The sequence below is a fragment of the Leifsonia sp. PARNA 1/14 genome (assembly GCF_055720965.1).
Window position 1 is genome coordinate 322366 of sequence record NZ_JBVQSP010000006.1, and the last position, 17714, is coordinate 340079.

Annotated in this window: 19 protein-coding genes; 11 read left to right on the plus strand and 8 right to left on the minus strand. The window is 70.4% G+C overall.

What is annotated here, in order from left to right; all coding sequences use genetic code 11:
- Positions 1–119: 119 nt before the first annotated feature.
- Genes AC0HS0_RS17155 through AC0HS0_RS17165 form a run of 3 tightly spaced genes read left to right on the plus strand, consistent with a single transcriptional unit; the run spans position 120 to position 2790 of the window.
- Complete coding sequence (locus tag AC0HS0_RS17155; RefSeq protein WP_472965350.1) at positions 120–866, plus strand: 3-hydroxybutyrate dehydrogenase; 747 nt, start codon at positions 120–122, stop codon at positions 864–866.
- Positions 863–1732, plus strand: a complete 870-nt coding sequence (locus AC0HS0_RS17160) for an alpha/beta fold hydrolase (protein ID WP_472965351.1) — start codon at positions 863–865, stop codon at positions 1730–1732. The genes AC0HS0_RS17155 and AC0HS0_RS17160 overlap by 4 nt, the downstream gene beginning before the upstream one ends.
- Entirely contained in the window at positions 1729–2790 is a 1062-nt protein-coding gene (locus AC0HS0_RS17165) for an alpha/beta fold hydrolase (RefSeq protein WP_472965352.1), read from the plus strand. Before AC0HS0_RS17160 ends, AC0HS0_RS17165 begins: the two co-directional genes overlap by 4 nt.
- A gap of 79 nt (positions 2791–2869) precedes the next feature.
- On the opposite strand, the gene AC0HS0_RS17170 is transcribed toward AC0HS0_RS17165, so the two are convergent.
- Positions 2870–3481 carry a TetR/AcrR family transcriptional regulator gene (locus AC0HS0_RS17170; RefSeq protein ID WP_472965353.1) on the minus strand — a complete coding sequence of 204 codons (612 nt, stop codon included), beginning with the start codon at positions 3479–3481 and terminating at the stop codon, positions 2870–2872.
- A 58-nt stretch (positions 3482–3539) separates the two neighbouring features.
- Between AC0HS0_RS17170 and AC0HS0_RS17175 the strand changes: the two genes are divergently transcribed.
- The 3 genes from AC0HS0_RS17175 to AC0HS0_RS17185 all read left to right on the plus strand — a co-directional run bounded on the left by AC0HS0_RS17175 (position 3540) and on the right by AC0HS0_RS17185 (position 7034).
- Positions 3540–4574 carry an agmatine deiminase family protein gene (locus tag AC0HS0_RS17175; RefSeq protein ID WP_472965376.1) on the plus strand — a complete coding sequence of 345 codons (1035 nt, stop codon included), beginning with the start codon at positions 3540–3542 and terminating at the stop codon, positions 4572–4574.
- Entirely contained in the window at positions 4571–6295 is a 1725-nt protein-coding gene (locus AC0HS0_RS17180; RefSeq protein ID WP_472965354.1) for an amidase, read from the plus strand. Before AC0HS0_RS17175 ends, AC0HS0_RS17180 begins: the two co-directional genes overlap by 4 nt.
- 157 nt (positions 6296–6452) lie before the next feature.
- Entirely contained in the window at positions 6453–7034 is a 582-nt protein-coding gene (locus tag AC0HS0_RS17185) for a M15 family metallopeptidase (RefSeq protein ID WP_472965355.1), read from the plus strand.
- 9 nt (positions 7035–7043) lie between these two features.
- Here AC0HS0_RS17185 and AC0HS0_RS17190 read toward each other — a convergent pair whose 3' ends face one another.
- Complete coding sequence (locus AC0HS0_RS17190; protein WP_472965356.1) at positions 7044–7661, minus strand: NAD(P)-dependent oxidoreductase; 618 nt, start codon at positions 7659–7661, stop codon at positions 7044–7046.
- A gap of 59 nt (positions 7662–7720) precedes the next feature.
- Between AC0HS0_RS17190 and AC0HS0_RS17195 the strand changes: the two genes are divergently transcribed.
- The 3 genes from AC0HS0_RS17195 (at position 7721) to AC0HS0_RS17205 (ending at position 10213) form a co-directional block, all read left to right on the plus strand.
- Positions 7721–8209, plus strand: a complete 489-nt coding sequence (locus tag AC0HS0_RS17195) for a MarR family winged helix-turn-helix transcriptional regulator (protein WP_472965357.1) — start codon at positions 7721–7723, stop codon at positions 8207–8209.
- 63 nt (positions 8210–8272) lie between these two features.
- The gene (gene argG, locus AC0HS0_RS17200; RefSeq protein WP_472965358.1) at positions 8273–9709 is read left to right on the plus strand and encodes an argininosuccinate synthase; all 1437 of its coding nucleotides are present in this window, start codon (positions 8273–8275) and stop codon (positions 9707–9709) included.
- A gap of 9 nt (positions 9710–9718) precedes the next feature.
- Entirely contained in the window at positions 9719–10213 is a 495-nt protein-coding gene (locus AC0HS0_RS17205; RefSeq protein WP_472965359.1) for a MarR family winged helix-turn-helix transcriptional regulator, read from the plus strand.
- Here AC0HS0_RS17205 and tatA read toward each other — a convergent pair.
- Both tatA and AC0HS0_RS17215 read right to left on the minus strand, forming a co-directional pair.
- On the minus strand, positions 10201–10491 hold the full coding sequence (gene tatA / locus AC0HS0_RS17210; protein WP_472965360.1) for a twin-arginine translocase TatA/TatE family subunit: 291 nt from the start codon (positions 10489–10491) through the stop codon (positions 10201–10203). The genes AC0HS0_RS17205 and tatA overlap by 13 nt on opposite strands.
- A 23-nt stretch (positions 10492–10514) precedes the next feature.
- On the minus strand, positions 10515–13154 hold the full coding sequence (locus AC0HS0_RS17215; RefSeq protein WP_472965361.1) for a helix-turn-helix transcriptional regulator: 2640 nt from the start codon (positions 13152–13154) through the stop codon (positions 10515–10517).
- 482 nt (positions 13155–13636) lie between these two features.
- Here AC0HS0_RS17215 and AC0HS0_RS17220 point away from each other — a divergent pair, with 482 nt between their 5' ends.
- Positions 13637–14065, plus strand: a complete 429-nt coding sequence (locus AC0HS0_RS17220; protein ID WP_472965362.1) for a hypothetical protein — start codon at positions 13637–13639, stop codon at positions 14063–14065.
- Between the two features lie 13 nt (positions 14066–14078).
- On the opposite strand, the gene AC0HS0_RS17225 is transcribed toward AC0HS0_RS17220, so the two are convergent.
- The 4 genes from AC0HS0_RS17225 to AC0HS0_RS17240 are packed head-to-tail and all read right to left on the minus strand — an operon-like array spanning position 14079 to position 16614.
- Positions 14079–14702: a signal peptidase I gene (locus AC0HS0_RS17225; RefSeq protein WP_472965363.1), complete on the minus strand. Its 624-nt coding sequence runs from the start codon at positions 14700–14702 to the stop codon at positions 14079–14081.
- A gap of 2 nt (positions 14703–14704) precedes the next feature.
- On the minus strand, positions 14705–15487 hold the full coding sequence (locus tag AC0HS0_RS17230) for a hypothetical protein (RefSeq protein ID WP_472965364.1): 783 nt from the start codon (positions 15485–15487) through the stop codon (positions 14705–14707).
- Positions 15484–16041: a hypothetical protein gene (locus tag AC0HS0_RS17235; protein ID WP_472965365.1), complete on the minus strand. Its 558-nt coding sequence runs from the start codon at positions 16039–16041 to the stop codon at positions 15484–15486. The genes AC0HS0_RS17230 and AC0HS0_RS17235 overlap by 4 nt, the downstream gene beginning before the upstream one ends.
- Positions 16042–16080: 39 nt before the next feature.
- Positions 16081–16614, minus strand: a complete 534-nt coding sequence (locus AC0HS0_RS17240; protein WP_472965366.1) for an alternate-type signal peptide domain-containing protein — start codon at positions 16612–16614, stop codon at positions 16081–16083.
- A gap of 417 nt (positions 16615–17031) precedes the next feature.
- Here AC0HS0_RS17240 and AC0HS0_RS17245 point away from each other — a divergent pair.
- The coding region (locus AC0HS0_RS17245; protein WP_472965367.1) for a nucleotide sugar dehydrogenase at positions 17032–17714 on the plus strand (683 nt) is incomplete at its 3' end.

A 17714-nucleotide genomic window follows, 5' to 3' on the forward strand; every position in this document is an offset into this window, starting at 1 on the left:
TCACTTCCGGCGCGCGAAAGCGACAACGACGTGCCCTTCGGCAGCTGCTCCTTCCGCCGGGCCGCGGCCCGCGGGTAGGGTGCGGGTGTGGGCGGGAGCGCCCGGGAAGGAAGCGTGCGATGGCGGACCTCTCGGGGCGCAGAGCCCTCATCACAGGCGGAGCCAGCGGCATCGGGCTCGCGTGCGCCGAGGCCTTCGCCGCCGCGGGCGCGCACGTCACGATCGCCGATCTGAACGGGGAGGCCGCCCGCGCGGTCGCCCACCGTCTGGGCGGCGAGGCGTGGGAGGTCGACCTCTCGCAGACCGCGGCGCTCGGCGACCTCCGGCTCGACACCGACATCCTCGTCAACAACGCCGGCCTCCAGCATGTGCGCCCGATCCCCGAGTTCGAGCCGGAGAGCTTCGCGCTCCTCCTGCGGATCATGCTCGAAGCGCCGTTCCTCCTCATCCGCGCGGCGCTGCCGGGGATGTACGAGCGCGGCTTCGGCCGCATCATCAACGTCTCGAGCGTGCACGGGCTGCGCGCCTCCGAGTTCAAGTCGGCGTACGTCGCGGCCAAGCACGGGCTGGAGGGCCTGTCGAAGGTCACCGCGCTCGAGGGCGCCGCGCACGGCGTCACCTCCAACTGCATCGAGCCGAGCTACGTGCGCACGCCACTGGTCGAGAAGCAGATCGCCGACCAGGCGCGGCTGCATGGCATCCCGGAGGATGAGGTGATCGAGAAGATCATGCTCACAGAGCCCGCGATCAAGAGTCTGGTCGAGCCGGACGAGGTCGCGGGGCTGGCGCTCTGGCTGGCAGGCGCCGAATCACGCATGGTCACCGGCGCGAGCTACACCATCGACGGCGGCTGGAGCGCACGGTGACGGCCGCCGGCGCCGCCGCTTTCACCGTGCCGGTCGCGGGCGGCGACCTCGCGGGCGGCCAGTGGCACGCAGAGGCAGGCGGGATGCCCGTCATCGGCATCCACGGCATCACCGCCAACCACCTCTCGTGGGCGGTCGTGGCCGACGAGCTGCCCGACGTCCGCTTCATCGCGCCCGACCTGCGCGGGCGCGGGCGCAGCGGCACGCTCCCCGGCCCCTACCGGCTCACCGACTACGTCGACGATGTCGTGCGGATGCTCGACGCCCTGGAGGTCGAGCGGGCCATCATCGCGGGGCACTCGATGGGTGCGTTCGTCACCGTGCTGCTGGCCGCCCACCACCCCGACCGCGTCGAGCGGCTCGTGCTGATCGACGGAGGCCTCCCCGTCCACGGTCCCGCCGACCTCGGCCCGGCGCGCGACCGCCTCCGGATGACGTTCGCGAGCACCGAGGAGTACCTGGCCTTCTGGCACCGCCATCCCGCGCTCGGCCCCTGGTGGAACGACGCCGTCGAGGCGTACGCGCTCTACGACCTCGTGGGCGAGCCTCCCGAGCTGCGGTCGAGCGTGACCGAGGCGGTGCTGGTCAACGCGCAGGAGCTCGACGGCAGGGACGGGTACGAGGAGGCTCTGGCCGGCCTGACCCTCCCGATCGCGTTCGTCCGCGCGCCGCGCGGCCTCCTCGACGCCGACCCGCTGTACCCTCCGGAGGCCGCTGCCGAGTGGCGGAGGAGACTCCCCTGGTTCGAGGCCTTCGAGGCAAACGATGTGAACCACTACACGATCGTGATGACCGAGGCCGGCGCCCGCCAGCTCACGCCGCACCTGCCGGCAGCCCACCACACCACCCGAAGGAGACCGCAGTGACCGGAACCCTGCTCCCGGGCATCGTCGCCCGCAGCATCCCGACCTCCCGCTACACCGCGAACGTGCTGAAGCGCGCCGCCGACCCCGACGATGCCGGAGCGACCGTCGTGTTCGTGCACGGCAACGTGTCGTCGTCGCTGTTCTGGCAGCCGCTGATGCTGGCGCTCCCGGAGGGCACCCGGGCCCTCGCCGTCGATCTGCGTGGCTTCGGTGACAGCGAGACGCTGCCGGTCGACGCCACCCGCGGCGTCGCCGACTTCTCGGACGACGTCGCCGCCGTGCTCGACGAACTGGGCACGGGTGCCGTGCATCTGGTCGGCTGGAGCATGGGCGGCGGCGTCGTGATGCAGCTGCTGCTCGACCGCCCTGACCTGGTGCGCAGCCTCACGCTGGTCTCCACGGTGTCGCCGTACGGCTTCGGGGGCACTGCTACCGACGGCAGCCTCCTCAACGCCGACGCCTCTGGCACCGGTGGAGGCGGGGCCAACCCCGACTTCGTGGAGCGGCTCGCCGCCGGCGACACGGGAGAGGAGTCGCCCACCTCGCCGCGCGCCGTCTACCGATGGGCGTACGTCGCGCCCGGCTTCACGACCGAGTACGAGGACATCTGGGTGGAGTCGATGCTGTCCACCGCCACCGGCGACGACAACTATCCGGGCGACGCGACCGCGACCGACGAGTGGCCGGGATTCGCACCCGGGACGCGCGGCGTGCTCAACACGATGGCCCCCACGTACTTCGATACGACCGGGATCGTGGACGCCGCGGCCAAGCCGCCCATCCTCTGGATCCACGGCGCAGTCGACGCCATCGTCAACGACGCGTCCTTCTTCGACCTCAACGGCCTCGGCGCCGCCGGCATCATCCCGGGCTGGCCGGGCGAGGAGGTCGCTCCCCCGCAGCCGATGCTCGTGCAGATCCGCGCCGTACTGGAACGCTACGCCGCAGCCGGCGGCGACACCCGCGAGGTTGTCTTCGACGACTGCGGCCACTCCCCGCACATCGAGCGCCCCGAGGAGTTCCTGGCGGAACTCACCGCGTGGGTGGGCGCCGCCTGAGGCTGCCGAAGGGGCACCTTGTTGTCACTTCTGAGTGCGAAAAGTGACGACAACGTGCCCTTCACGCCTCGAGGAGGCGTCACGCGGGCGTGAGCGCACCGCGCTCGAGTCCCAGCATCCCCTCGAGCGCGTGCGCGAGCAGCGATCCGCGCTCGGCCACCCCTCCCCAGCGCACCAAGGCCTGGGCGTTGAGGCCGTCGATCATACCGAGCAGCTGCCAGCCGACGGCGCGTGGATCGTCCGCGCGGAAGTCGCCCGAGGCCACCCCGCCGTCGATCACGCCCTCGATCACCTCGCTCCAGGCGTCCATCTGCGCGCGGACCACCGCGCCCAGTGCCGCGTTGCGCCGCCCCAGCGCGAACGCCTCCACCCAGATCACGGTCACGTCGTCGCGCGACCCGTCGAGGAGGGTGCGCACGAGCGCCGCGAGCCGGGAGACGGGATCCGCCTCGGCGGCGAGCAGGGCTCGCACCTCGTCGATCTCCGCCGCCACCACGCTGACGAACGTCTCGGCCACAAGGCCGTCCATCGTCTCGTGGTAGTGCGCGACCAGTGCCGGGGTCACTCCGGCACGCGCTGCGACCGCGCGCAGCGTCACGGCTGCGAGGCCCTCGTCGAGGGCGAGCGCGCGGGCGGCGGCGGCCAGTTCGGCGCGGCGCTCGGCGGGCGGTTTGCGGGCTGCTCTTGACATCGTGGGTCCAGTATAGGTATCTATTGATCATCCGATCAATAGAGCCCGGAGGTTCATGATGACCTGGCGTATGCCCGCCGAGACCGCACAGCACGAGCGCACGTGGATGGCTTTCCCCCGCGCCGGCATCACCCTCGGCGACGACGCAGCCTCCGCCGAGGAGGCCTACGCCGCCTGGACCGCGGTCGCCCACGCGGTCGCCGAGTTCGAGCCCGTCACCATGGTGGTCGACCCCACCGAGCGCGAACGAGCCGCGCGCATGCTCGGCTCCCACGTGGAGCAGGTGGAGGCGCCGCTCGACGAGTTCTGGATGCGCGACTTCGGCCCGACCTTCGTGGTCGACGATGAGCGCCCCGGCGTGCTCGGCGCGGTCGACTGGACCTTCAACGGCTGGGGAGACCCCGCCTGGTCGGAGTGGCGCAAGTCCGCGGAGATCGCCCGCTTCGTCGCCGAGCGCACCGGCGCCGAGCTGGTCAGCTCCGTGCTGGTGAACGAGGGGGGCGGCATCCACGTCGACGGCGACGGCACGGTGCTGCTCACCGAGACGGTCCAGCTCGACCCGCGCCGCAACAAGTACGCCGACAAGGCGCGCGTGGAGGCCGAGCTCGCCCGCACCATCGGCACGACGCACGCCGTCTGGCTCCCGCGCGGACTCACGCGCGACTACGACGACTTCGGCACGAACGGACACGTCGACATCGTTGCCACCATCCCCTCGCCCGGGCGGCTGCTGCTGCACACGCAGCGCGACCCCGAGCACCCCGATTTCGAGGTCTCACGCGAGCTGCGGGCGTTCCTCTCCGGAACCACTGACGCCGCCGGCCGCTCGTGGGACATCATCGACCTCCCGGCGCCCGCGACGATCCGCGACGAGGAGGGCTTCGTCGACTGGAGCTACGTGAACCACCTCGTGGTCAACGACGGCGTGATCGCGTGCGGCTTCGGCGAGCAGCAGGCCGACGCCGAGGCGACCGAGATCCTGGAGGCCGCCTACCCCGGCCGCCGGGTGAGCATGGTGGACTCGCGCCCGATCTTCGCGCGCGGCGGCGGCATCCACTGCATTACGCAGCAGCAGCCGGCGGTCGCCCGATGACCGGCCCGGGCGCGCAGCGCTTCGACGTCGTCGAGGCCGGCATCGCCGAGCTGCGGCGAGCGCTGGAGGCGGGCGAGACGACCAGCGCCGAGCTGGTCGACGCCTACCTCGCGCGCATCGACGCGTACGACACCGCCGGGCCCGCGCTGAACGCCGTGGTCGTCCGCAACCCGGAGGCCCGGGCGGAGGCTGCGGCCTCCGACGAGCGCCGCGCCCGCGGCGAGACGCTCGGCCCGCTCGACGGCATCCCGTACACCGCCAAGGACAGCTATCTGGCGCGCGGCCTCACCGCCGCAGCCGGCTCCCCCGCGTTCGAACACCTCGTGGCGCAGCGCGACGCCTTCACGATCGAGCGGCTCCGCGCGGGCGGCGCGATCCTGCTCGGGCTCACCAACATGCCGCCGATGGCCAACGGCGGCATGCAGCGCGGCGTCTACGGCCGTGCGGAGAGCCCCTACAACGGCGACTACCTGACGGCCGCGTTCGGTTCGGGATCGTCCAACGGGTCCGGCACCGCGACCGCGGCGAGCTTCGCGGCGTTCGGGCTCGGAGAGGAGACCTGGTCGTCCGGCCGCGCCCCGGCCTCCAACAACGCCCTGTGCGCCTACACCCCGTCGCGCGGCGTGATCTCGGTGCGCGGCAACTGGCCGCTGGTGCCGACCATGGACGTGGTCGTTCCGCACACGCGCACCATGGCCGACCTCCTGGAGGTGCTCGACGTCATCGTCGCTGACGACGCCGAGACGCGCGGCGACTTCTGGCGCGCGCAGCCGTGGGTGGAGATCCCGCCCGCGTCGCAGCTGCGGCCGACGTCGTACCCGGCGCTGGCGGGTGGAGCAGGGAGCAGCCTCGCGGGCAGACGCGTCGCGGTCCCGCGCATGTACATCAACCGCGACGAGGAGGCCGGCACGGCCGAGAGCGGCGGCATCGGCGGCCCGACCGGGCGTCGCATCGAGACCCGTCCCTCCGTCATCGCATTGTGGGAGGGCGCCCGCCGCGACCTGGAGGCCGCCGGGGCGGAGGTCGTCGAGACCGACTTCCCCGTCGTCTCCAACTACGAGGGCGACCGCCCCGGCGCGCCGACGATCGCAACGCGCGGCCTCGTCTCGCGTGCCTACCTGCACCGCGAGATCGTCGACCTGTCGGCCTGGGCGTGGGACGACTTCCTGGCCGCGAACGGCGATCCAACGCTGAACACGCTCGCCGACGTCGAAGGTGCGCGCATCTTCCCGGCTCCGAAGGGCGCCCTCCCCGACCGCTACGACGGGTTCGACGACGACATCGCCGAGTATCCGGGCTGGGTGCGCGAGCACCCCGGCACGACGCCGGAGTCCATCCCCGGGCTCGCCGACGGCCTCCGCGGTCTCGAGGAGACCCGGCGGGTCGACCTGGAGGAGTGGATGGACGGCCTCGGCGTCGACGCGGTCGTCTTCCCCGCCGCCGCCGACGTGGGGCCGGCCGATATGGATGTGAACCCGGCCTCCGCCGATCTGGGCTGGCGCAACGGCGTGTGGGTGTCGAACGGCAACCTGGTGCCCCGGCACCTGGGCATCCCGACCGTCACCGTGCCGATGGGCACCATGGCTGATATCGGGATGCCTGTCGGGCTGACGTTCGCCGGCCGCGCGTATGACGACGCCGCGCTCCTGGCCCTGGCGGCCGCGTTCGAGGCGACGGGCCGGCGCCGCACCGAGCCCCCGCGCACCCCGCGCCTCCCGTAGAAGCGGCAGATCCCGAGATTTGCGGCAAATGTCGCGTTAGAAGCGTCGAGACGCACCATTTGCCGCAAATCCCGCGAGGGCCAGGTACCTCTCGCGACGGATGCGGTTACGTCGCGGGGGCGACGACGGCGGCGCGCGCCGCTGCGACGCTGGAAGCATGCCCTCCCCTCGCACCGCCCCCGCACGTCGCGGCCTCCTCCCGGCCGCTCTCGCACTCTCCGCTCTCGTCGCTCTCACCGGCTGCACCGCCGCGACGACCGCCGTCGGCATCGCACCCGTGCCGACCGACGCATCGCAGCTGACCGACGACGACGGTTACATCGCCGATGGCGACTCGCTCACGCTCGACAGCGACCTGCCCGCCATCCAGCGGCTCGACCCGAAGCTTCTGGAGGCTCTGCGCGCGGCCGACCGGGCCGCGGTCGACGAACGGGGCACCGAGATCACGGTCGTCGATGGCTGGCGCTCACTGCGCTATCAGGAGTACCTGTTCGCCCGTGCGGTGCAGAAGTACGGCAGCGAGCAGGAGGCCGAGCGCTGGGTCAAGCGCGGTGCGGACTCCTCCCACGTGTCGGGCGAGGCCGTCGACATCGGCACTGCCGACGCGATGGACTTCCTCAGCCGCTTCGGGTCGGAGTGGGGAATCTGCCAGACCTACGCGAACGAGAACTGGCACTTCGAGCTCGCGACGACGCCCGGCGGTGAGTGCCCGGCGATGGAGGCCGACGGGCGCGGTTAGCACGTCAGCTCACGCTGCGATGCCCACCGCCTGCCGCTCGGTCTCCGGGCGCCCCAGGCTGGCGATCATCGCAGCGGCGAGGTCCGCGCGCGAGACGCTGAAGCTGCGCGGCACGCTCCCGCCCACACGGGTCTGGTAGCGCCCGGTGGCCTTGCCGTTGGTGAGCAGCGGAGGCCGGAAGGCCGTCCAGACCGTGTCGGAGGCGGCGAGTTCCGCCTCCATCTCGCGCAGGTCGTCGTAGACCGGTCGCAGGACCCGGCCCACGAGCGGGAGGGCGACGCGACGGCTGATGAAGCTGTCGTCCGCGGCGGGCGGCCCGACGGGCGCCGCGCTGATGACGACGAGGCGGGCCGGCGCCGCCGCCAGAATCCTGCGCGTGGCGGGTGCTGCGACGGGTGCGTCCGCGCGCGAACGCGGCCCGATCGCGGACAGCACGGCGTCGGCATCGCCGATCGCGGCCCGCAGGGCGGCGGTGTCGGAGAAGTCGGGGACGACCCGCACGGCGACGCGCGGGTCGAGGGAGGCGGGCCTCCGCAACACGGCGGTGACCTCGTCCCCGCGGTCGAGCGCCTGTTGGACCAGCTGTGCGCCGGTACGACCGCTGGCGCCGAAGATTGTGAGCTTCATATCGGCATGGTAAGTGATAATCACAGTGATGTGCAATCACTGATTGGTACGATGTCGGGATGCCCGTCCCGGATGACCAGCTCCCCGTCCCTGCCCTCGAGACGCGCGCCAGCTTCCTCCTCTCCCAGCTCGGCCTCCAGAGCGCGCAGCGCTTCACCGCGGCGCTCGCCCCGCTCGGGATCACACCGAACCGCTTCGGAGTCCTCGCCCACCTCGCCCGGCAGGAGGGCCGCACCCAGCAGGAGCTCGCCACGGCGCTCGGCCTGCACCGCAACTCGATGGTCGGCCTGATCGACGACCTGGAGGCGCGGGGTCTCGTCGAGCGCCGTCGGCACCCCGACGACCGCCGCGCCTACGCCATCCACCTCACGCCCTCGGCGAGGGAAGTGCTCGCCGCCGGCGACCGTCTCGCCGACGAACAGGAGGAGGCCCTGCTCGGCGCGCTCAGCGCGGAGGAGCGCCAGGCGCTGCTCGCGACCCTCACGCGGCTCGTCGCCTCCGCCGGCTACCGGCCCGGCGTGCATCCGGGCCTGGGATCGGCCCACTGAGCGGCCACCGGCCGCGCTCCACCCCGAAAGCAGGCGCCGCACACCCGCACTAAGCTAAAAGCCGTGTCCAAAGTCTTGAGCAGTCTTCCGGTCGGTGAGCGAGTCGGCATCGCGTTCTCGGGAGGTCTCGACACCTCCTGCGCGGTCGCCTGGATGCGCGAGAAGGGCGCCGTGCCCTGCACGTACACGGCCGACATCGGCCAGTACGACGAGCCGAACATCGACGAGGTCCCGGGCCGCGCCAAGGAGTACGGCGCCGAGATCGCCAGACTCGTCGACGCCAAGCGGGCACTGGTCGAGGAGGGGCTGATCGCGCTGCAGTGCGGCGCCTTCCACATCCGTTCCGGCGGCAAGACGTACTTCAACACCACGCCCCTCGGCCGCGCCGTCACCGGCGTCATGCTGGTGCGCGCCATGATGGACGACGGCGTCGAGATCTGGGGCGACGGCTCCACCTACAAGGGCAACGACATCGAGCGGTTCTACCGCTACGGGCTGGTCGCGAACCCGCGCCTGCGCATCTACAAGCCGTGGCTCGACACCGCCTTCGTCGAGGAGCTCGGTGGACGCACCGAGATGAGCGAGTGGCTCGTCGCGCGCGGCTTCCCCTACCGCGACCCCAGCGAGAAGGCCTACTCGACCGACGCCAACATCTGGGGCGCAACCCACGAGGCCAAGCGACTCGAGGAGCTCGACGCCGGCCTCGACATCGTCGACCCGATCATGGGTGTCGCGGCCTGGCGCGAAGACGTGGAGGTCGCACCCGAGACCGTATCCGTGCGGTTCGAGGCCGGGCGGCCCGTCGCCCTCAACGGCGCCGAGTTCTCCGACCCGGTCGCGCTCGTCCTGGAGGCCAACGCGATCGGAGGCCGGCACGGCCTCGGCGCGTCCGACCAGATCGAGAACCGCATCATCGAGGCGAAGAGCCGCGGCATCTACGAGGCCCCGGGCATGGCGTTGCTGCACATCGCGTACGAGCGGCTCCTCAACGCGATCCACAACGAGGACACCGTCGCCAACTACCACAACGAGGGCCGCCGCCTCGGCCGTCTCATGTACGAGGGCCGCTGGCTCGATCCGCAGTCGCTCATGCTGCGCGAGTCGCTGCAGCGCTGGGTCGGCTCGGCGATCACGGGCGAGGTCACGCTGCGGCTGCGCCGCGGCGACGACTACACGATCCTCGACACGACGGGTCCGGCGCTCAGCTACCACCCCGACAAGCTCTCGATGGAGCGCGTCGGCAACGCCGCGTTCGGGCCCTCCGACCGCATCGGCCAGTTGACGATGCGCAACCTCGACATCGCCGACTCGCGCGCGCGCCTCGAGCAGTACGCGGCCGCCGGCCTGATCGGAGGCCCGACCGGCGAACTCGTCGGCGAGTTGCAGGAGGGCAGCGCCCGCTCCATCCTCGAGCTCGACGTCAGCGCTGCAGACGACGCGCTCTCCCGCGAGATCGACGCGTCCTCCGAGGGCGCGGCTTTCGACGCCGGGACCGACTGAGGCACGCCCGTGGCGCAGGAGGCGTCGGATGCAGCCGGTGGGCGTCAGCCCGCCGAGCACGAGCCTGATGACGCCGCATTCGACGAGGCCGGGCCGGGCAGCTGGCCTCTCGGTCGCCTGCTCGGCGCCGCCTCCCGCGTCGTGGAGCGCGCCTGGTCCGAGGCTCTTGAGTCCCGGGGGCTCACCCACGCGGGGCTGATCGTGCTGCACTTCGTCGAGCTCGGCTTCCGCTCGCAGACCGACCTCGCCCGAATCGCCCAGGTGGAGGCGCAGACCATGTCGCGCACGGTCGACCGACTGGAACGCCAAGGGCTCGTGACACGCGAACCCGACCCCGACGACCGCCGGCGCAACATCGTGGCGATCACGCCGAGCGGGCGCTCCGCCTTCGAGGCGGTGCGCGGGCTGGAGGACGAGGTGTTCCCCGCGGTCGATGACCCCGTCGCGCTGCGTGCCGCCCTGATCCAGATCGTCAGCGCGGCGCCCGCGCGTCAGTCCCGCTGAGGAGGGACGTCCGGCGTCGGCGGCTCCGGTTCCGCGTCCTTCGGCTCCGTCGGCTCCGCCTCCGCGACGGCCTCGCCGCGACTGTCGGTGTCGCGACTGTCGGTGTCGCGACTGTCGGCGTCGCCGGACGCATCCTCCGACCTCGTCTCCTTGCGCAGGATCCGGACCGATTCGCCAAGGCTCTTCGCCAGAGCGGGGAGCTTGGTGGCGCCGAACAACAACACCACCAGGGCGACGATGATGATGATGTGCCATCCGCTGAAGAGGTTCCCGAACATCCGACTACTCCATCCCGACTGGATCAGGCGATCCGGTCGTCACCCTCGTAGCGATTGCGTCCGAGCGGAAGCCGGGGCCGTAGCAGCCCGAGGTCGTAGGCGATACGAACGGCTTCGTCGCGGGAATTCGCCCCGAGCTTGCGGTAGATACTCCGCGTCTGGGTCTTGACCGTGTTGATCGAAACCACGAGCGACCGTGCGATGAGCTCGAGACTCGCCGTCGATTGGAGGCGGTCGAGCACGATCCGCTCGCGCTGCGTGAGCTGAGCAGCCATCGCCGCCTCCGAAAAGAGCGGTTTGACCCTTCCGAGCACGGTGTCCGCCGACCTGGATTCGCCCCCGTCCGCCAATCCGACCAATGGGGCGTCCCGTCTCGCGATGGTCAGCGCGAAGGGCGTGCGGAGGCTGTTGACCTCGGCGACCCTGTGGGCGTTGAGTCGGATCGTCGCGCCGCGTGCGCTCTTGAGTCGCTGAAGCGCTTCGGCTTGCACGAGCAGCATCTCCACCCGGATGCGGGGGCCTCCGCCCTCCCCGAGCACCGCTTCCGCAAGCAGCTGGGCGCTTCGGTATTCACGGAACATGAGGAGCAGGCGTGCCGACACCGGCCGCAGCGCGTTGGTGCCGTCCGGAAACGCCTTGATGACCTTCTGGGCGCCCACGAGGTTGCCCTGGGACATCAGAAGATCGCCCTCGAGCGCGACGAAGCGTGCCCGTTCGGTGTTGCTCGGCTTGTACGGGGACTTGCTGAGCAGCTCCGCGTCGATGATCTGCTGCGCGTGCTCGATGCGGCCTTCGGCAAGAGACCTGAGCGCGGCAGCGTAAGCCGCGTAGCTGTGCAGCTCACCAAGGCCGGCGCCCAGGAGCGGCAACGACTCGACCCGTCCACCGTCGTCCTGATCCGTCTCCGTACGGATCAGCTGCGATGCGACGACGACGGGAACGAGTGCGGACCGCCGCAGCGCATCCTCGCCGTCCACTGAGCGGTCGACCCGGGCTGCGACGGTCTGCGCCCTGTCGATCTCGCCATGCAGCGCATACGCCAATGCCGCGGCACCGGTGGCGTACGCGTGAAGATCCGGATCGTCCGCCGCACCGATCGCCGCCCTTTCGAAAGCAGCGGCAGCCTCCTCGTCACGAGCCAGTCGAAGCTGGGTGAGGCCCACCTCGAGCCAGGCCAGCGGAGGCTCGGTCACGGACAGCTCGGGAGAGGACACAGCGGACAGCAGCTCATCTGCCTCCGACAACCTCCCCACCTTGCGCAACGCGATCATTGCGGTCAGTTCGGCCCAGTACTGCCTCACAGGATCGAGTCGGCGATTGCGCGGTACCTGTGGCTCGGCGGCCGCGTGGTAGTAGTCGAGGGCGCCGAGCGGGTCGCGGCCCGAGTACTCGCGCAACAATCCGGTCACCGTCAGGAGGATCGGCGACGGTCGGAGCGCCGCGATATCGATCACGCCGAGCTCTTCGAGATAATCGGCTGCGTCGTGGGTGAAGGCCGAACTCCAATTCCGGGCAAGAATCGTCTCGGCCGCCGCCAGCTCGTTGCTCTGCAGTGCCTGCCGAAGCGCGGTGATCGGGTCGCCGTTGGCCTCGAGCACTTCGAGCAGCTCACCGGCGAGTCGTTCACCTTCGCCGGGCGACTTCTCATCGAGCTGGGAGCGGAGCACTGCACGCACGGGCTCGAGCAACTCGTACACAAGCCGCCCGTGACCGCGCGCGTAGTTCCAGACACCGAGACCGGCCGCCTCCGCGAGTTCGAGCACGCCGACGTCCACTCCGTCCGACTCCAGGCGTGCGGCGATGTGCTGCTCGAGATAGGGCGCTACAGCCGCGCGCTGAAGCCCGGTGGGGCCGTCCGGCTCACCGGATGCGATCGGCGCGTGGGCGAGCAGCTCGGAGACCACTGTCTCGGAGATCTCGTCCAGCGCCCGCGTCACGACGGGCTCGGGCAGCACTGCCCGGGGGTCGTCGAAGATGCGGATCATCGCTCGCGCGGCCAGTGGCCAGCCGCGGCTGCGCTTCCAGACGTGATCGAGCACGCGGGGCTCCACGTCGATGCTCAGAATCTGCACGACCTCGTCGAGCTCGTCGCGATCGAACGCCAGGTCGTCGTTCTGCACGACGACCAGGTCGAGCACGGCCGCGAGGGCCGGGGCCTCGAAAGAGGTCAGCGCGCGCGTGAGCACCATGAGGTGCAGGTTGGGGGTGCGGCGGAGGAGCTGAGCGAGCTCACCCGAGAGCCGGCCGTCCCACTGGCGCGTGTACCCGTCGAGAATCAGCACCACGGTTTCGATACGTCGGCCGAGGACCTCCTGCACCGCCGCGAGCGGATCGGTGGCCCAGAGCGCGGACTCATCGCGAGGATCGAGCGTTCTGCGGGTGGTGTCCCAGAACCCGTCGATGCCTCCGCTGATGAGATCGAGGTCGATCCAGGTCGCTGAGGGACGGTCGGCACCCTCCGCCCGCTCGAGCCATTTGCGGACCAGTGACGTCTTGCCGTAGCCCGCCGGCGCCCGGACGATGGTCGCTTGTTCGCGGAGTGCACGGTCGAGGCGCTCGAAGAGCGCGGGCCGCTCGATCGTGTACCGCGAGAGACGGGGAAGCCGTGCCGGATCCCCGATCTCATCCGGCAGTCGTGTCTCGCGCGGGTGCGTGGTGGTCATGCTGGACTCCTTCGGCTGGGTGTCACTGCGTACGATCCGGCTACCGCGCGAAACGTAACGCGCACCTGTCGTGGCGCGACCCTCATCTGACTCATCCCTTGTCTCCCCCTCGTGCTCGGCCCCGGTCTCCGATCCCCGGACCCCAATCGGTCGGGCGCGCCCAGGAGCGCATGTGCGATGATCGCAGGCCGATTGCGAGCGATACCGCTCAGCGGAAGACCATCACCGTGGTCTGTTGCCCCCGCATATGGGGGTCTTCATCCTCTGAATCACCCAACGTCTGTAGGTAACATTGTAGAGCTCATACCTGGAGTTCCTTATCCTCACCTGTGCGTTCACCCGCTGGCCCACTGACCGGAAACCCTTGACCGTAGACGAATGACCGGGTGAAAGTCGACGCTGCGCATGGGTGGACAACCCCGTCCACCGCCGTTCCCGTGCGACCGTGGAGGCTGATGGCGCACCGGCACCGAGGAGGCTCGATGACAGAGCACACCGCCCACGGCGACCTCTCGAGAGGGGCCCTCGCCCGTCGGATCCAGCTGCTTCAGGACTTCGCCGAGGTGGTCAGCGGAGAGCCGTTCTCGTACGCGGAACTGATCGGAGCTCTGCATCGGCGCGACCTGACTCTGCGTCCGTCCGAGTGGTCGCAGCTGGTCGGCGGCGGCAGCGGCGACCTCCCCGCCGGCGAAGTCTTCGCCGGGCTGGCCGGGGTCTTCGGCGTTCCCACGTCGTTCCTGGTGGACGGAGGAGCGCTTCCGCCCGCCCTCGAGGCGATGGCAGGACAGATCCTCACGCTCCGCGCGCACCGCATCCGGGAGGTCGCCGACCGGCACCTCGTGGACCTCGCGCCTCACGTCCTCGAAGACGTGATCGCCGCCCTGGCGCCGCTGGCTCGCCTGCGTCCTTGAGCGAGATGCGTCCTTAAAGCGAGATGTACGTCTCGCGGTGGGTGACGGGCCCGTCACCTCGTCGTCGGCCTTTGCGCACCCACGAGACCATCGAGACGAGGGAGTAGAGGATGAGAAGCGCGCCGATCCCGACGAGCCACGGCTGCAAGGATGTGCTGTTCTTCACGATGGCCAGCCACCCGACGGTCGGAACGGCGTACCAGACGCGACCCCGCACCTGCTCGGCGCGAACCGGAGAGGCGTCGGCGATCGCATTGGCGTCCCCTCGGGTGATGTAGCGCCTCGTCCCGTCGGAACTCGCCTCGACTCGGACGATGCGATGGGTGACGACATCAGGCTTTCCCGACTTCAGCTGAAAGGTCACGACGTCGCCGACATGGAGGCTGTCGGCCGCCGCGGGCCGTACGACGAGGAGAGTGCCGGGCGGCAGACCGGGCTCCATGGACCGGGTCAGCACGGTGTAGGTGTCCGAGCCCGTCGCGATGGGGACGGCCACCGTCACCACCAGCAGCCCGCAGACGAGGATGAGCAAGCCGGCGATGATCGCCGTTCCGGCTGCGCGAGCGATCGCCAGGACCGTGCCCGGGGCCCGTGGACCGGTCGAGTGGCGTCCATGTCCCATCTTCGCGATGGCCATTTTCATCCCTCGTCTTTCGAGTCGTGGCGGGCGTCCCGGCGCTTCGCGACAGGCACGCGGGAGACGAGGACCGCGACTGCCCCTGCGCCTCCGAGAGCCGCCGCGCTCCAGAGGGGCGCCAGGATGTCGGACCCGGTCCCCGCGAGCGGCGCTGCGTGCGGGCGCTCGATCGCGACGGGTGGCGTGGAGCCTCCTCCGCCTCCTCCTCCGCCGGCCCCTCCGCTGTCGCAGCCGGCGCCGGCCGGATCGGCGTCGAGGACCAGCAGGAGCGAGAAGCCGATCGGTTGGGCCTGCCCCGAAGTCCCGGCCAAGTCGCCGAGCGCGAGCGCCGCGTCGACGTCGACGGTCGCCCCGGGTGTCAGCGACTGCCCGGCGAGCAACGTCACGCACGATCCGGCCGAGTCGAGCGGTACGACCGGGCCGGTGACCCGTGTCGTCGAGACGCCGAGAGTCAGGGCGCGGCGTAGGTCGCCGTCGGGTACGTCGACCGAGGTCAGCGCGACACGGAGGTAAGCGATTCCTCCTGAGCCGTTCTGCACGGCGAACCGATCATGCGCGGTCGCCCGCGGCACGAGGATCGTGCCATCGAAGAGCGCGTGCGAGCTCCTCACGACGCTGTCGGCCTGCGCCGTGAGGACATAGACCTCCGCCACGGCCGGCGCGACGGCAGCCCGAGCGGTCGCGGCGGCGGGGACACCCGCGAGCGCGCCTATGAGCACGGCCGCTGCGGCGGCAATGGAGAACACGGTTCGGCGATGCTCCAGCGAGTCGAGCTGTCGGGTCACGGCCGGTACTGATTCGCATCGAGGAGGAGTGTGAAGTCGGCCACGGTGGTTCCCGCAGCCTCCGCCGGGACGTCGGCGGCGAGGGTGAGCGTCAAACAATAGGACGAGAACGTCCTGCCGAGCAGTGCGTCGCCCACGTTCTGCGGTGTCGCGCCGAGCGGCACGGCCGCGCCGCTCGGCGCGACGCACGAGCCGGGGGCGAGAGCCCACGACACCTCCGTGTTCGCGGCGGAAGTCGCATCCAGGGACGCGGCCACCAGAAAGGAGGTGGTGCCGGTATTGCCGATCGTGAGCGTCGCCGAGCGGGTCTCGCCCGGGAGCATGCCGTCGAACGTGGCCGGGTCGAACGCAGCCGAGGTCGCGGCCGGCGAGCCTGCATCACCGACCGCGACCGTTGCCGTCAAGGTTCCGGAACGGACTTCCGTCTCGGAGATGGGAGCGCCTCCGTTCCACAGTGCATAGCTCCCCCCGACGCTGAGGCCGACGACGAGCGCGATCGAAGCGGTCAGGAGCACCGGATACAGCGGCGACCGTCGCGACTGTCGTTCTCCCATCACCGCACCTCCCTCGAGTGCCGCTCGACCGCGCTGTCGTCAGGGTGTCTGCTGCAGCAGGAACTGGAGCCCGCTGAGCTGCACGGACTGGGCTTGTGCTTCTGTTCCGGTGACCGAGTCCGGCGGGAAGGTGACGGTGACCGTCACCGGCGCGGTGATCGGGGAGGTCGTCGTGGGAGCCGCGGAGACGACGTCGAAGGTGCTCGGCTCGCCCGCGACGGGGGTCAGCGTGCCTCCGGAGGTCGTGCCGACCGTCATCGTGATCTGGAGGGCCGCGAGGAGTGCCGGGTCGCCCGTGATCGACGACGGGTCGATGGAGAGCTGGGAATGCAGGTTGTCGCCCTGCGCGACGATCGAGACGTCCGCGGTGTAGGTCGCGGAGTCCCCCGGCGACCACGCGGTGATCGAGTTGTCCCACGTGCCTCCCGTCGCGTCCACCGTCAGCACACCGGAGTCGACCGAGCCCGCATCCAAAGTCGCGGCGTCGTTCCAGAGCGCCAAGGTCCCGGCCGATCCGATCAGCAGCGCCAAGCCCGCGCCGCCCGCGATCAACCCTTTCGTGAGTTTGTCCATCGGTCTCTCCAACCGTCTCTGATGTGTTCCTCTGCTGCTCGGAGAGATCGGGTCCATGGGACCCGTGGTGCTTCGGTTCCCGAGCGTGCGGATCACGGTAGCGACCGATCGGGTGAGCGCCGGGGCGAGTGCGAGGTGAAATGCTTGCACTACCTGCATTGCAAGGAGAGAGGTGATCTTCGCTCTGAGCAGGGTGAATTTGCTCTTCCGGCATTGCGATCGATCGAGGCTGGAGCACACAATTTCACACATCGCGACGCATTTCGGGAACCGTCGCGATCGGCCCGCCGCCACCATCATCCCCCCGGCGGCGAGTGGTGCGGGTGCCCCCCTGACATCGAGCGGCACCCGCACCGGCCACGTTCGACGCTGTTCCGTCGGGCCGTCCGACGACCACGCGGGATAGGAGAACGATCAGTGAGAGTTTCAGTCATCGGCTGTGGATATCTGGGTGCCGTCCATGCTGCGGCTATGGCTGATCTGGGTCACACGGTTGTGGGTGTGGATGTGGATGAGGTGAAGATCGCTGCGTTGTCGGAGGCGCGGGCGCCGTTCTTCGAGCCGGGGCTGCCGGAGGTGCTGGCGTCAGCGACAGAGTCGGGGAGGCTGCGGTTCACGACCGATTTCGCCGCGGTCGCGGACGCGGATGTGCATTTCGTGGCGGTGGGGACGCCGCAGTCGGCGGGTTCGGATGCGGCGGATCTGCGGTTCGTGGATGCGGCGTTCGCGTCGTTGCTGGAGTTTGTGTCGCCGGGGGATGTGATCGTGGGCAAGTCGACGGTGCCGGTGGGCACCGCCGCCCGGTTGGCGGCGTTAGTGGCCGAGGGGGTGCCGGGGGTGACGTTGGCGTGGAATCCGGAGTTTCTGCGGGAGGGGTTCGCGGTGCAGGACACCGTGAGCCCGGACCGGCTGGTCTATGGGGTGCCGGCGGGGGAGGCGGGGCAGCGTGCGGCGCGGATCCTGGATGAGGTGTATGGGGCGGCGGTGGCTGCCGGCACCCCGGTGATCGTGACCGATTACGCGACGGCGGAGTTGGTGAAGGTCGCGGCGAACGCGTTCTTAGCCACGAAGATCTCCTTCATCAACGCGATGGCCGAGAT

Excerpts from the sequence above, each read along its gene's own strand:
- AC0HS0_RS17185 (WP_472965355.1), top strand. The coding sequence starts at position 6,453 with ATGCCCTCCCCTCGCACCGCCCCCGCACGTCGCGGCCTCCTCCCGGCC.
- AC0HS0_RS17225 (WP_472965363.1), bottom strand. The coding sequence starts at position 14,702 with ATGGCCATCGCGAAGATGGGACATGGACGCCACTCGACCGGTCCACGG.
- AC0HS0_RS17240 (WP_472965366.1), bottom strand. The coding sequence starts at position 16,614 with ATGGACAAACTCACGAAAGGGTTGATCGCGGGCGGCGCGGGCTTGGCG.
- AC0HS0_RS17220 (WP_472965362.1), top strand. The coding sequence starts at position 13,637 with ATGACAGAGCACACCGCCCACGGCGACCTCTCGAGAGGGGCCCTCGCC.
- AC0HS0_RS17215 (WP_472965361.1), bottom strand. The coding sequence starts at position 13,154 with ATGACCACCACGCACCCGCGCGAGACACGACTGCCGGATGAGATCGGG.
- tatA (WP_472965360.1), bottom strand. The coding sequence starts at position 10,491 with ATGTTCGGGAACCTCTTCAGCGGATGGCACATCATCATCATCGTCGCC.
- AC0HS0_RS17195 (WP_472965357.1), top strand. The coding sequence starts at position 7,721 with ATGCCCGTCCCGGATGACCAGCTCCCCGTCCCTGCCCTCGAGACGCGC.
- AC0HS0_RS17155 (WP_472965350.1), top strand. The coding sequence starts at position 120 with ATGGCGGACCTCTCGGGGCGCAGAGCCCTCATCACAGGCGGAGCCAGC.
- AC0HS0_RS17175 (WP_472965376.1), top strand. The coding sequence starts at position 3,540 with ATGACCTGGCGTATGCCCGCCGAGACCGCACAGCACGAGCGCACGTGG.
- AC0HS0_RS17170 (WP_472965353.1), bottom strand. The coding sequence starts at position 3,481 with ATGTCAAGAGCAGCCCGCAAACCGCCCGCCGAGCGCCGCGCCGAACTG.
- AC0HS0_RS17180 (WP_472965354.1), top strand. The coding sequence starts at position 4,571 with ATGACCGGCCCGGGCGCGCAGCGCTTCGACGTCGTCGAGGCCGGCATC.
- AC0HS0_RS17190 (WP_472965356.1), bottom strand. The coding sequence starts at position 7,661 with ATGAAGCTCACAATCTTCGGCGCCAGCGGTCGTACCGGCGCACAGCTG.
- AC0HS0_RS17235 (WP_472965365.1), bottom strand. The coding sequence starts at position 16,041 with ATGGGAGAACGACAGTCGCGACGGTCGCCGCTGTATCCGGTGCTCCTG.